At 68.7% G+C, this 12,405-nt stretch carries 12 protein-coding genes; 7 read left to right on the forward strand and 5 right to left on the reverse strand.

From position 1 onward, the window contains the following. The first annotated feature begins 28 nt into the window (after window positions 1-28). Complete coding sequence (locus tag B9Y70_RS10830) at window positions 29-1,948, forward strand: vWA domain-containing protein (RefSeq protein ID WP_085550286.1); 1,920 nt, start codon at window positions 29-31, stop codon at window positions 1,946-1,948. Window positions 1,949-1,955: 7 nt separating this feature from the next. On the opposite strand, the gene B9Y70_RS10835 is transcribed toward B9Y70_RS10830, so the two are convergent. Next, window positions 1,956-2,534 carry a DUF4245 domain-containing protein gene (locus B9Y70_RS10835; RefSeq protein ID WP_085550287.1) on the reverse strand — a complete coding sequence of 193 codons (579 nt, stop codon included), beginning with the start codon at window positions 2,532-2,534 and terminating at the stop codon, window positions 1,956-1,958. 210 nt (window positions 2,535-2,744) lie between these two features. Here B9Y70_RS10835 and glpX point away from each other — a divergent pair, with 210 nt between their 5' ends. The 3 genes from glpX (at window position 2,745) to B9Y70_RS10850 (ending at window position 6,018) form a co-directional block, all read left to right on the forward strand. After that, window positions 2,745-3,758: a class II fructose-bisphosphatase gene (gene glpX / locus B9Y70_RS10840; RefSeq protein ID WP_085550288.1), complete on the forward strand. Its 1,014-nt coding sequence runs from the start codon at window positions 2,745-2,747 to the stop codon at window positions 3,756-3,758. A 116-nt stretch (window positions 3,759-3,874) separates the two neighbouring features. Continuing rightward, window positions 3,875-5,275 (forward strand): class II fumarate hydratase, encoded by a 1,401-nt coding sequence (locus tag B9Y70_RS10845; protein ID WP_085550289.1) that lies wholly within the window; start codon window positions 3,875-3,877, stop codon window positions 5,273-5,275. Window positions 5,276-5,547: 272 nt separating this feature from the next. Beyond that, window positions 5,548-6,018 carry a DUF2871 domain-containing protein gene (locus B9Y70_RS10850; RefSeq protein ID WP_085550329.1) on the forward strand — a complete coding sequence of 157 codons (471 nt, stop codon included), beginning with the start codon at window positions 5,548-5,550 and terminating at the stop codon, window positions 6,016-6,018. Here the strand turns inward: B9Y70_RS10850 and B9Y70_RS10855 are convergent. After that, complete coding sequence (locus B9Y70_RS10855; RefSeq protein WP_085550290.1) at window positions 5,973-6,950, reverse strand: hypothetical protein; 978 nt, start codon at window positions 6,948-6,950, stop codon at window positions 5,973-5,975. The two genes, B9Y70_RS10850 and B9Y70_RS10855, sit on opposite strands and share 46 nt — an antisense overlap. Window positions 6,951-7,021: 71 nt before the next feature. Between B9Y70_RS10855 and B9Y70_RS10860 the strand changes: the two genes are divergently transcribed. From B9Y70_RS10860 to B9Y70_RS13165, 3 genes are read left to right on the forward strand one after another with little or no spacing between them, the layout of a single operon-like run. Next, entirely contained in the window at window positions 7,022-7,675 is a 654-nt protein-coding gene (locus B9Y70_RS10860; RefSeq protein WP_240309242.1) for a TetR family transcriptional regulator, read from the forward strand. Beyond that, complete coding sequence (locus B9Y70_RS10865) at window positions 7,669-9,231, forward strand: MDR family MFS transporter (RefSeq protein ID WP_085550292.1); 1,563 nt, start codon at window positions 7,669-7,671, stop codon at window positions 9,229-9,231. The genes B9Y70_RS10860 and B9Y70_RS10865 overlap by 7 nt, the downstream gene beginning before the upstream one ends. Before the next feature lie 3 nt (window positions 9,232-9,234). After that, window positions 9,235-9,360 (forward strand): hypothetical protein, encoded by a 126-nt coding sequence (locus B9Y70_RS13165; RefSeq protein WP_275886743.1) that lies wholly within the window; start codon window positions 9,235-9,237, stop codon window positions 9,358-9,360. Between the two features lie 129 nt (window positions 9,361-9,489). On the opposite strand, the gene B9Y70_RS10870 is transcribed toward B9Y70_RS13165, so the two are convergent. From B9Y70_RS10870 to B9Y70_RS10880, 3 genes are all read right to left on the reverse strand, one after another. Then, the gene (locus tag B9Y70_RS10870) at window positions 9,490-10,017 is read right to left on the reverse strand and encodes a GNAT family N-acetyltransferase (RefSeq protein ID WP_085550293.1); all 528 of its coding nucleotides are present in this window, start codon (window positions 10,015-10,017) and stop codon (window positions 9,490-9,492) included. A gap of 73 nt (window positions 10,018-10,090) precedes the next feature. Further along, on the reverse strand, window positions 10,091-11,464 hold the full coding sequence (locus B9Y70_RS10875; protein WP_085550294.1) for a PhoH family protein: 1,374 nt from the start codon (window positions 11,462-11,464) through the stop codon (window positions 10,091-10,093). Window positions 11,465-11,702: 238 nt separating this feature from the next. After that, complete coding sequence (locus B9Y70_RS10880) at window positions 11,703-12,359, reverse strand: LysR substrate-binding domain-containing protein (protein WP_085550295.1); 657 nt, start codon at window positions 12,357-12,359, stop codon at window positions 11,703-11,705. Window positions 12,360-12,405: the final 46 nt, after the last annotated feature.

Below are 12,405 nucleotides of genomic sequence, written 5' to 3' on the forward strand. Positions count from 1 at the left end.
CTATCCAATCCATAGACGGGAACTCCCCATGCCGACACCGTTCACCCGCCGCCTCACCGGCCTGGTCGGAGCGCTCGTTCTGGGGTCGGTGTCCGCCCCCGTCGCGCTCGCCCAGGATGCGCCCCGGGCCCCGTCGGCGATGGTGGTCCTCGACTCCTCCGGTTCGATGATCAACAACGACGCCGGCGGACAGACCCGTATCGACGCCGCCAAAGACGCCGCCCGCACCTTCATCGACGACGTCGGTGCCTCCGCCGACATCGGTCTGGTCACCTACGGCGGCAACACCGGCGAGACCGACGCCGACCGGGAGGCCGGCTGCCGCGACATCACCCTGGTCACCGCCCCGGGTGATGACACCGCCGACGACATGCTTGACCACATCGACTCCCTCGAACCGCGCGGATTCACCCCCATCGGTGACTCCCTCATCGAGGCCGCCGACGCCCTGCCCTCCCAGGGCGGCACCATCGTCCTCGTCTCCGACGGCATCGACACCTGCGCCCCACCCCCGGTCTGCGAGGTCGCCGCCGACCTCAAGGCACAGGGCGTCGACCTGGTTATCAACACCGTCGGATTCAACGTCGACGCCACCGCCCGCGCAGAACTCCAGTGCATCGCCGATGCCGCCGGCGGCACCTACGCCGACGCCACCGACGCCGACACCCTCGCCGAAGAACTTAAGAAAGCCACCACCCGCACCTACCGCGCCTACCGGTCGGACGTCGAGCGTCTCGACGGGGCCGCGACCTTCGAGGAGGCCACCCCGGTCCCGCGGGACACGATGCGCTTCCTCACGAGCCTCCATCCACTGCCGGCCGACGCCAACCCCTACACGCACAACACCCCGACGTACTTCCGCCTGCCCGTCCGGGACGGCGAGCACTACGTGGTCTCCGCCCAGTCGGTCCAGGCCCCGAGCGTGAACACGAGCGTGTGGGACAACCTCGTCATCGACGGCCAGTTCGTCCTGCCCGACGACCCCGACTCCCGATCCCGGTGCACGAGTGATGCCCACCAGAGCAGCTTCGGCGGGGTCAACGGCGTCATCACCGGCACCGTCCACTCGGAGATCATCGGCGAGGGCTGCGACGCCGACGAGGTCGTGCTCACCCTCAACCGCCGCGGCGACTGGCGTAAGACGGAACCCGTCGACGTCGAGGTGACGGTCACCCGCATCGACCCGTTCACGCTTCCCGACGGCCGCGACGCGGTCCCCGCCGACGACGCCTCCCCGGACATTCCGGTGGTCACGGCGTCGACGGACACCCCGGAGACGGTCACCCCGGGCGTGTGGTTCGACGACGCCGCCGAACTCACCCCGGGTGAGACCGTCGCCGTCGACATCGTCCCGGGTGAAACCCAGTTCTTCCGGGTCCCGGCGGAGTACGGCCAGCACACCGCCGGTCACCTGCGGCTGGTGGACGACGCCCAGGACTGGGACGTGTACGCCCACGACCGCGAGATGATCGTCACCTCCTACAACGAGGCCCGGGCGGAACTGCCCCTCACGGAGAACCGGCTGGTCCCGGAGCCGGAGGCGACCCTCGATTTCGCCCACACCGACCCCGTCCGCTTCCAGAACCGCTTCGGCGAGGGGATCCCCGGATTCGACGCCCGGCACCTGTGGCAGGACGGGGACCAGATCGTCGCCGTGCGGTACCGCGACACCTCGCAGGGTGAGATCGACGCCGCCTCGCAGCTCCCGCCGCTGACCTATCACCTCACGCTCGACGCGGAGGGGAAGCCGCAGGCCGGGCCGACGTTCCGCCCTGCGGACGCCCCCTCCACGGAGACGGCGACGAGCAACGCGCCGACCACCGGGGCGGAACCGGACACGGCGGCCAGCGAGGACACCGGCACCGGCATGGGCCTGTGGCTCGGTGTCGGGGCGGTCGCCCTCGTCATCGTCGGCGCGGCCGGGTTCCTCCTCGGCCGCCGGAAGTAGGGCCGGCCTACTCCCCTGCCCGGGGCAGCGGTGCAGTGTTCACGGTGGCGTCGATGAGCGTCTCGAACTCCTCGTCCTTCCCGGCACCGGAGAACAGCAGGCGGGCATCGCCCATGTCGACGACCCACAGGTCACGGACATCGTCCTCGTCGGAGTGGTAGATCTGCACCTCGTGGCCGGAGACCTGCACGGTGCGGTCCAGCTCGCGCGGGTGCGGGTCGATGCCGCGGACGGCGTCGGCAAGCTCCTGGTCGGTCTGGGTGAGCTGGATGAAACCGCGGTCGGCGGTGACCCAGCCGATGATCGGGGCGGGCGTCTGGTTGACCTGGCCGCGGCGGGCGGAGTTGGTCACCCAGCCGTCCGGATTCTCCGGCATGCGGACCGGGAAGTTCGTGGCGCGGGCCTCCATGCCCATGAAGGTATGGGCGTCGACCTCGCGGACCGGACCACCCTCCGGGGCGCCGGGTTCATAGGTGCACAGGCCGGTGGCGCCGACGCTCACGACCATGAGCACGACGATGAGGGCCAGGGACAGGAACATGTCCCGCCCGTCCTGAAAAATCCGGGGCTTCTCCGCTGCAGACACGCGCCCAAGTATGTCAGAAGCAGGCCCGATGCGGAATTCTCTGTGCCGGGTGCCTCACACCCCCCTCTTTCGGGTGGGCAAACCAACACGAATAGGCCCGAGTGGTGGAACAATAATTGGGAGGCGGGTGGAGCGTGGATCCACGTCATCCCCACCGCCTTGAGAAGCACGCTGTCACACACCCAACCCGCCTGCAGGAGGCCGTTGACCATGAATGCACCCCGTACGGAAGCACCCGACCGTAACCTCGCGATGGAGCTCGTCCGTGTCACTGAGGCAGCGGCACTCGCTTCGGGACGTTGGGTCGGCCGTGGCATGAAGGAGGAGGGCGACGGTGCCGCCGTCGACGCGATGCGTCAGCTCATCAACTCCGTGAACATGAACGGTGTCGTCGTCATCGGCGAGGGCGAGAAGGATGAGGCCCCGATGCTGTTCAACGGCGAGAACGTGGGCACCGGCGAGGGCCCGGAGGTCGACATCGCGGTCGACCCGGTCGACGGCACCACCCTCATGGCCGAGGGCCGCCCGAACGCCATCTCCGTCATCGCCGCCGCTGACCGCCACTCCATGTACGACCCGTCCGCCGTGTTCTACATGGACAAGATCGCCGTGGGCCCGGAGGCCGCCGGCGTCGTCGACATCGAGGCCCCGGTCGCCCACAACATCAACGCCGTGGCCAAGGCCAAGGGCATCGCCTCCTCCGACGTGACCGTCATCGTGCTGGACCGCCCGCGCCACGTCGAGCTCATCACCGACATCCGCCGCGCCGGTGCCAAGGTCCGCCTCATCCGCGACGGTGACGTCGCCGGTGCCATCGCCGCCGCGCAGGACACCAACTCCATCGACATCGCCATGGGCATCGGCGGCACCCCGGAGGGCATCATCACCGCCTGCGCCCTCAAGTGCATGGGCGGCGAGATCCAGGGCAAGCTGTGGCCGATCGACGACGCCGAGGCAGGCCGCGCCCGCGACGCCGGCCACGACCTCGACCGTGTCCTGGGCATCAACGACCTGGTCTCCTCCGACAACTGCTTCTTCGCCGCCACCGGCGTGACCAACGGCGACATGCTGCGCGGCGTCTCCTACCGTGCCAACGGCGCGACGACCCGTTCCCTGGTCATGCGTTCCAAGTCCGGCACCGTCCGCTTCGTGGAGTCCCGCCACCAGCTGGCCAAGCTGCAGGAGTACTCCGTCGTCGATTACTCCAAGGATCCGTCCGCCTAGCCCGGAGATTTCGGCCATACTGTGAGGGGGCCTTCCCCGGCGCCCTCTCCGCAGTAGTTGTACCCCGCCGGGCCAGTTTCCCACGTCCTAACTACAGATACTTAAGGTGGTTATCCATGACCGAGCAGGAATTCCGCATCGAACACGACACCATGGGTGAGGTCAAGGTCCCGGTGAACGCACTGTGGCAGGCCCAGACCCAGCGTGCCGTGGAGAACTTCCCGATCTCCGGCCGCGGCCTCGAGTCCGCCCAGATCCGCGCCATGGGTCTGCTGAAGGCCGCCTGCGCCATCGTCAACAAGGAGCGTGGCCTTCTTCCGGCCGAGCAGGCCGACGCCATCGTCGCCGCCGCCAAGGAGATCGCCGACAGCCAGCACGACGCCGAGTTCCCGATCGATGTCTTCCAGACCGGTTCCGGTACCTCGTCCAACATGAACACCAACGAGGTCATCGCGTCCATCGCCAAGCGCAACGGCGTCGAGGTCCACCCGAACGACCACGTCAACATGGGTCAGTCCTCCAACGACACCTTCCCGACCGCCACTCACGTCGCCGCCACCGAGGCCGCCGTCAACGACCTCATCCCGGGCCTCAAGGTCCTCCACGAGTCCCTGGCCAAGAAGGCCGTGGAGTGGAAGGAGATCGTCAAGTCCGGTCGTACCCACCTCATGGACGCCGTCCCGGTCACCCTGGGCCAGGAGTTCGGTGGCTACGCCCGCCAGATCGAGCTGGGCATCGAGCGCATCGAGGCCACCGTCGAGCGTCTCGGCGAGCTGCCGATCGGCGGCACCGCCGTCGGTACCGGCCTCAACACCCCGGCCGACTTCGGCGCGAAGGTCACCGAGGAGCTCAAGACCCTCACCGGTGTCCAGGAGCTGTCCGAGGCCAAGAACCACTTCGAGGCGCAGGCCAACCGCGACGCCCTCGTCGAGTTCTCCGGCGCGATGCGCGTCGTGGCCGTCTCCCTGTACAAGATCGCGAACGACATCCGCCTCATGGGCTCCGGCCCGCTGACCGGTTTCGCCGAGATCCACCTGCCGGACCTGCAGCCGGGCTCCTCCATCATGCCGGGCAAGGTCAACCCGGTCCTGTGTGAGACCGCCACCCAGGTCTCCGCCCAGGTCATCGGCAACGACGCCGCCGTCGCCTTCGCCGGTACCCAGGGCCAGTTCGAGCTCAACGTCTTCATCCCGGTCATGGCCCGCAACGTGCTGGAGTCCTCCCGCCTGCTGGCCAACACCGCCCGCGTCTTCGCGGAGCGTCTCGTCGACGGCATCGAGCCGAACGAGGAGCGCATGAAGACCCTGGCCGAGTCCTCCCCGTCCATCGTCACCCCGCTGAACTCGGCGATCGGTTACGAGAACGCCGCCAAGGTCGCCAAGACCGCTCTGGCCGAGGGCAAGACCATCCGCCAGACCGTCATCGACATGGGCTTCGTCGACGGTGACAAGCTCACCGAGGAGGAGCTGGACAAGCGCCTCGACGTCCTCGCGATGGCCAACACCGACCGCGACTAGTCGCCCGCTTCCCGACGCCCCGTCAGCCCCACCCGGGCCGGCGGGGCGTCGCCGCGTCTGCTGCCGTCCCACCGCTCCCCGCCCCGGCGAATTCACGCGGTCGAATTCACCCTGCCCCGGGGCTCCGGGGCAGTCCTTTCGACGGGGTGAATTCGCCGCGGCCCCGAGGGGTACATGGATCGGTTGATTCGCGCCCGTCGGCTGGGCTCCCCCGCGCTCCCCGGCCTAGGGTGGAATTGTATTCATCCTCTAGACGTGGGACGTTATTGTTCGTGAAGACCCTGTACAACCTGGCGCTGACCTGGCTCATCCTCGGCCTGGTGGCCGGCGTGTTCTACCGCGAGTGGACGAAGTTCGCCGGGTTCACCGGCGACACGCAGCTGTCGACGATGCACACCCACATGCTCACCCTCGGTGTCATCGTGCACCTGGTGCTGCTGGCCCTCGACCGCGGTTTCGCGCTCACCGGGCACAAGCTGTTCACCGGGGCGATCTGGGTGTACAACGGCGGCCTGGCGCTGACGGTGACGCTCATGACGGTGCGTGGCCTGCTGCAGGTCGACGGCGGTGAGCCGCCGCTCCCGGACGCCGCGATCTCCGGTATGGCGGGCCTCGGCCACATCATCATGGCCCTCGGGCTGGCCCTGCTGTTCAAGGTCCTCTCGGACCGGATCAACCGGGTGTCGGTGGCGGAGCGTCAGAACCCGGGGTCGCCGTCGGCGGCCATGAGCTCGAGCAGGTAGGGCGTCGGGGTGATCTTCAGTTCGCGGGCCTCCTGATCGAAGGAGGTCAGCGTGGTCACCTCGCCCTCGTGCCACATGTGCAGCAGCGGGGAGACCGCGTGCGCCCCGTCGACCGCCACCTGCGCGGCGACGGGGGCCAGTCGTCCCAGACCCTCGAGGAGGTCCTCGCCGGTGCTGATCTCGCGGACGAGCAGGATGTGGCGGGTGGGCATGGCGAACAGGACGCCGCGGGAGTGGTCGAGGTCGGGGGCCCAGGCGTCGAGAAGCTCGGGGAAGAGCACGGGGCCGGTGGCCATGTAGTAGCTGCCGGACTCGAAGGAACGGAAGCGGGCTCCGGGATGGTCCTCGGAGCCGGGGTGGAGCTGGGCGTGGGGGTCGATGCCGAGCAGTTCGGTGCGCAGGTTGTTGCGGGCGGCGCGCACGAGCGTGTCGACGTCGTCGTGCTCCCGCAGCCGGTCCAGCGGCATCGTCTGGATGGTGTGCTCGGTGTCGAGGACGAGGGTGACCACCGTGTCGTCGGTGAAGCCGTGCAGGGTGGCGGAGGTGATGATCTCCTCCTCCTCGGGCACGAGGTGGGTGGTGGGGGCCACGCGCAGGCGCAGCCCGGCGTAGAGGTTGGCGGTGGTGAGGGTGTCTGAGGGCTCCCCGCCGAGCACGGAGGAGACGAAGGCGCGGGCCATGGAGCGCGGGGCCTTGGGGTGCTGGGAGGCGGCGACGTCGCCGATGAGGTTCTCCAGGTTGACGGTGACCCGGCCCTGGCGCGGGTGCTGGATGATGGCGTGCCGCCCGTCGTACCGCACGGTCGCACCCTTCTCGGCGAGGGAGCGGCGCAGCGCCGCACGCAGTTCCCCGGCCTGGCCCCTGGTGAGCCCGGGGAAGTGCAGGTCGGGGCGGTTCCGGTCACGGAAGCGGCGTAGTCGGCGGAGAATCATTGCCCACGAGACTACCGCAAGACAGATCTGCACTTGAGTGCAAACGTGCACCCGGTGTAAAGTTGCACGGCGTGAACGACACCACCCCCCTGCGCGAACGCAAACGACTGGCCACCCGCCGCCGGATCGAGGATGCGGCGACCGCGCTCGTCGAGAAGCACGGCTTCGACCACGTCACCGTCGAGGACATCTGCCGCGACGCCGAGATCTCCCGGCGCACCTTCTTCAACTACATGGAGTCCAAGGACGAGGCCATCCTCGGTGCTCCCCCGCTCGCCCTCAACGAGGCGCGGCAGGCGGAGTTCATCGGGACTCCCTCGGACAACCTGGTGAGGTCCGCCCTCGTCCACATCGCCGCCACCCACGAGGAGGCCGAGATCGAGGACATCGAGGCGGGTATCGACGCCGCGCACATCGCCACCGTCCGCCAGCGCCGGCACCGCATCGTCTCCGCCGAACCCTCCGTGGCGCTCATGTCGATCAACCGGTTCCGGGAGCAGTCGACGCTCATGCACGGGCTCGTCGTCAAGCATCTCGAACAACACCCCGGGGACCGCCGACTCCCCGACCACCCCCTGCCCGTCGAGGCGGCGATGATCGCGGGACTCATCCGCGAATCCGTGTGGATGCACATGCACCGCCTCACCCACTGCCCGGACAGCGACACGACCCTGCCGGAGACCGGCGCGATCCTCACCACCCTGACGAAGGAGCTGACATGGTGACCACCACCCCGCCTGCCACCCAGGCCCCGGCCCAGGCACCCCGCCTCGGGCTGATCTTCGCCGCGCTGCTCACCACCATGCTCATGAGCTCGCTGGGGCAGATGATCTTCTCCACCGCCATGCCGACCATCGTCGGCGAACTCGGCGGCGTCAACCACATGAGCTGGCTCATCTCCGGCTTCATGGTGACCATGACCATCGCCATGCCCATCTTCGGCAAGATCGGCGACATGGTGGGCCGCAAGTGGCTCTACCTCTTCGGCATCGCCACCTTCATCGTCGGATCCACCCTCGGCGGCTTCGCCCAGTCGATGGAGGTGCTCATCCTGGCGCGCGCCATCCAGGGCTTCGGCGCCGGCGGCATGATGGTCACCTCGCAGGCCATCGTCGCGGAGGTCGTCTCCGCCCGCGAGCGCGGAAAATTCATGGGCATCATGGGCGCCACCTTCGGTCTCAGCTCCGTTCTCGGCCCGGTGCTCGGCGGCTGGTTCACCGACGGCCCCGGCTGGCGTTGGGGCCTGTGGATCAACATCCCGCTGGGCATCCTCGCCTTCACCACCTCCCTGCTCGTCCTGCGCCTGCGCCGCGGCCGCGCCACCGGCCGATTCGACTGGCTGGGCACCCTCCTGCTCACCGTCACCACGGCGTCGCTCGTGCTCTTCACGACGTGGGGCGGGCTCGAGTACCCGTGGGGCCACCCGATCATCCTCTCCCTCATCGCCACGACCGTCATCGGTGCCGCCCTCTTCGTCGTGGTGGAACTGCGCGCCACGAACCCGCTCATCCCCATGGAGCTGTTCCGCAACCGCAACATGGTGCTCACCACTGCGGCCGGCACCGTCATGGGCCTGGCCATGATCGGCGCCCTCGGCTACCTCCCCACCTACCTGCAGATGGTGCACACCCTGACCCCCACCAACGCGGGCCTCATGATGATCCCCATGATGGTCGGCATGATCGGCACCTCCTCGGTCTCCGGCGCGCTCATCTCCCGCCACGGAAACTACAAGTGGTACCCGATCGCGGGCATGGCCGTCATCTCCCTGGCGCTGTTCCTGCTCTCCCGCCTCACCGTGGAGACCACCCTCGTACAGCTCGGCGTGCTCTTCTTCGTGTTCGGCTTCGGACTCGGCCTGGTTATGCAGGTCCTCGTGCTCATCGTGCAGAACTCCTTCCCCATCGCCATGGTGGGCACCGCCACCGCGTCGAACAACTTCTTCCGCCAGATCGGCTCCTCCCTCGGCGCCTCACTGGTGGGCTCCATGTTCATCCACAACCTGCAGGGCAACCTCTCCGAGCGACTGCCGGAGACGTTCGCCACGATGGGCCCCCAGGGTGAGGCCTACGCGGAGGCCTTCTCCGAGGGCGGCGGCGCCGCGAACTCACTGACCCCCGCCTCCGTCGTCCAGCTGCCCGAAACCATCCGCGAGGTCATCCTCTCCAGTTACAATGACGGCCTCACCCCCGTCTTCCTGCTCATGGTGCCGCTCACAGTCTTCGCCCTGCTGCTGCTCCTGCCTGTGCGGGAGGACAAACTCAAGGAGACGATCGCGTAGCCCGTGCGCCCCAAGGTCCTGCCGGTCGTCGTCGCCGTCGCCGCCTTCCCCCTCGGCACAGCGGCACCGGAGGGCTGGACGCTGGAGGACAACGGGGAGGACGGGGCGTCGATAAGCGGATCGTCGTGACAGTCACGCTGCACGACCGGCCCGCCACCCACCACTTCCGCACCTCCGAGATCGACGCCGCGGAAGTGGCCGACCTGGAGCCGGGGCGCATCGCAACGGGGACGCCCACGGCCCACGGGGCCCGATCACCTACTCGCCCGGCTTGGGCAGCAGCTTCTCGTAGACGTCGGTGTCGCGCCACTGGCCGGCGAGCTCACCGTAGGTCATCTTCGCCAGGTGGCGGAAGGTGCCCACCTTCTCGAAGCCGCGCGACCTGTGCAGCCCCGCCGACCCCTCGTTCTCCGGGAACACCCACGCGTGGATACCCCACTTGTGCAGGGACTGGCACACCTCGATGAGCTTGTCCAGCAGCGCGCCCGCGACACCCCGGCCGGCGGCGTCGGGGTGGATGTAGATAGAGTTCTCCACCACGCCGTGGAACACGGAGCGGGAGGAGATGGGGGCGGCGGCGACCCAGCCGAGGAGCTTCTCCGGGTCCTCCTTATCGACGGCCACGAACACGGTCTCGAGGATCTTGGCGCGGGAGAACTGCTCCCACGTGGGCGCCTCCGTCTCGTACGTGGCGTGCCCGGATTCGAGTCCCATCTCGTAGATGGACCGGACCTGAGGGTAGTCCTCAGGACGGATGGGTCGGAGCGTGAAGGTCGCGTCAGCCATGCCGGATATTGTCTCCCACGTCAGCGAGGGCCCGCAAACGGAAGACGTCCGCGGGCCCGGTGCCCGGTTCGGGTTACTGCCCGTCCTCGAGCAGGTCGGTGACCAGTTCCGCGATGGCGGAACGCTCGGAGCGCTGCAGGGTGATGTGGGCGAAGAGCTCGTGGTCCTTGAGCTTCTCGATCACCGCCTGCACGCCGTCGTGGCGTCCGACGCGCAGGTTGTCACGCTGGGCGACGTCGTGGGTGAGCACGACGCGGGAGCCGCGGCCCAGTCGCGAGAGCACGGTGAGCAGCACGTTGCGCTCCAGCGACTGCGCCTCGTCGACGATGACGAAGGAGTCGTGCAGCGAGCGGCCCCGGATGTGGGTGAGCGGGAGCACCTCGATGAGGTCACGCGCCTGGATCTCCTCCATGACGTTGTCGGAGACCAGCCCGTCGAGGGTGTCGAACACGGCCTGCGCCCACGGGTTCATCTTCTCGGTCTCCGAGCCGGGGAGGTAGCCGAGGTTCTGCCCGCCGACGGCGTAGAGGGGGCGGAAGACGACGATGCGGCGGTGCTCGTTGCGCTCGAGCACGGCCTCCAGCCCGGCGCACAGCGCCAGCGCCGACTTGCCGGTGCCCGCGCGGCCGCCGATGGAGACGATGCCGACGTGGTCGTCCAGCAGCAGGTCGAGGGCGATGCGCTGCTCCGCGGAGCGCCCCTGCAGCCCGAAGGCGTGCTGGTCGCCGCGGACGAGGCGGATCGCGCCGTCGGCGGTGAGACGGCCCAGCGCCGACTGGGTGGAGGTGGTCAGCGTGATGCCGCAGTGGACGGGCAACTCGGCGACGAAGTCCCCGGCGTCGGTGGTGGCCGCGTCGTCGAGCGTGACCTCGCCCTCCCGGTAGAGACGGTCGACGGTGTCGGCGTCGGTGTGGACGGTGGCCATGCCGGTGTACCCGGTGAGCACGACGTCCTGGGCGTGGTACTCGTCCGCGTCCAGGCCCACGGCGCCGGCCTTGACGCGCAGCGGCACGTCCTTGGTGACCAGCGTCGTGTCATGCCCCTCGCGCTGCAGGTTGAGCGCGCAGGCGAGGATGCGGTGATCGCCCTCGGTGCCCCGGAAGGCGGACGGCAGCTGCGACTGGTCCTGGTGGTTGAGCTCGACGCGGAGGGTGCCGCCGTCGACATTGACGGGCACCGGCTGGTCAAGGCGCTCGTACGTGGAGCGCAGGTCCTCGAGCATCCGCAGGGCCTGGCGGGCGAACCAGCCGAGCTCCGGGTGGTGACGCTTGGCCTCCAGCTCCGTGATCACCACCACCGGCAGGACGACCTCATGCTCCGCGAACTTGCGCAGTGCCCAGGGATCGGACAGCAGCACGGAGGTGTCGATGACGTAGGTGCGGGTGATGACGTCCCGGCGCGTGTCCAGCTCGTGCGCGGGAAGGTGGGTGGTGATCGGCTCGGTCATGGCAGGCTCCCCAGGTGCCGGGGATCCGGGTACCCGGTTCCCCAGCTCTCCAGTCGATCCTTGGTGGCGCCTCCCGCCGTGCCGGTACCAGCGCGACGGACGCGGGCCGGGTGGCGGGTGAGGGCTGGTACGTTGTGCCGCCCGGTTGCCCCGAATCTAACGCGGTCAGGTGGAAATTACATGGGTGAAAGATTAAATCTTGGTGACGTTGTCTACACCTTCACCTGAGGCTTCATGCTTATCGACGCCGCCGGGACCGCTGCTTCTTCGCCGGCTGCGGCTTCTTCTCCGCGCGGCGCTGCTGCTTTGCCAGCGCCTTCTCCCGCGCGCTGCGCTTCGGCGCAGCCTGCCGGGAGGAGTTCGGCGTGCGCCCCTTGGCGATGCCGACGAAGTCCTGGATCGCCTCCGAATCGTCGTCCCTGCGCCACACCAGGGCGATCTCCGTGCCGGGGACGTCCCCCGTGTAGTCGCGGTGCTCGATCTGCCGGCGGGACAGCACCTTGATGAGGGGGCGCGGGGCGATGAGCACACCGACGTTCGCGGCCACCACCTGCAGCCCTGCGCGCACCTCCTCGACGTCGACCTCGCCGGACCCCGGGGTGGCGTAGTTGACGATCTCCCCCTCGATGTCCTCCGGCCCGATCGTGTCGAGCAGCGTGAGTTCGTGGTCCTTCGGCACCGCGATGCCCCGGGCCTCCGGGTAGAGGACGACGACGTGGTGCTCCGCGGTGACGCGGGCGTCGGGAAGCCGGACGAGGGCGAGGTCGGCGCGGGCGTCGAGAAGCTCGGCGAACGGATCGGCCGAATCCGTCACGGACAGACGGTGCGTGGTGCGGTCGCGGAAGCGGGTGAACCACTTGTCGGGTTCGGTGCCGGTGACGAAGCTCAGGCGCATGGGGGTAATGCTACCGTTGGGGGCGTGAATGAAGACTCCGCACGTC

It is taken from the genome of Corynebacterium pollutisoli (assembly GCF_900177745.1).
Taxonomy (GTDB): Bacteria; Actinomycetota; Actinomycetes; order Mycobacteriales; family Mycobacteriaceae; genus Corynebacterium; species Corynebacterium pollutisoli.

Coding starts and splice junctions, on each gene's coding strand:
- B9Y70_RS10830 (WP_085550286.1), top strand. CDS start 29: ATGCCGACACCGTTCACCCGCCGCCTCACCGGCCTGGTCGGAGCGCTC.
- glpX (WP_085550288.1), top strand. CDS start 2,745: ATGAATGCACCCCGTACGGAAGCACCCGACCGTAACCTCGCGATGGAG.
- B9Y70_RS10845 (WP_085550289.1), top strand. CDS start 3,875: ATGACCGAGCAGGAATTCCGCATCGAACACGACACCATGGGTGAGGTC.
- B9Y70_RS10855 (WP_085550290.1), bottom strand. CDS start 6,950: ATGATTCTCCGCCGACTACGCCGCTTCCGTGACCGGAACCGCCCCGAC.
- B9Y70_RS10865 (WP_085550292.1), top strand. CDS start 7,669: ATGGTGACCACCACCCCGCCTGCCACCCAGGCCCCGGCCCAGGCACCC.
- B9Y70_RS10870 (WP_085550293.1), bottom strand. CDS start 10,017: ATGGCTGACGCGACCTTCACGCTCCGACCCATCCGTCCTGAGGACTAC.
- B9Y70_RS10875 (WP_085550294.1), bottom strand. CDS start 11,464: ATGACCGAGCCGATCACCACCCACCTTCCCGCGCACGAGCTGGACACG.
- B9Y70_RS10880 (WP_085550295.1), bottom strand. CDS start 12,359: ATGCGCCTGAGCTTCGTCACCGGCACCGAACCCGACAAGTGGTTCACC.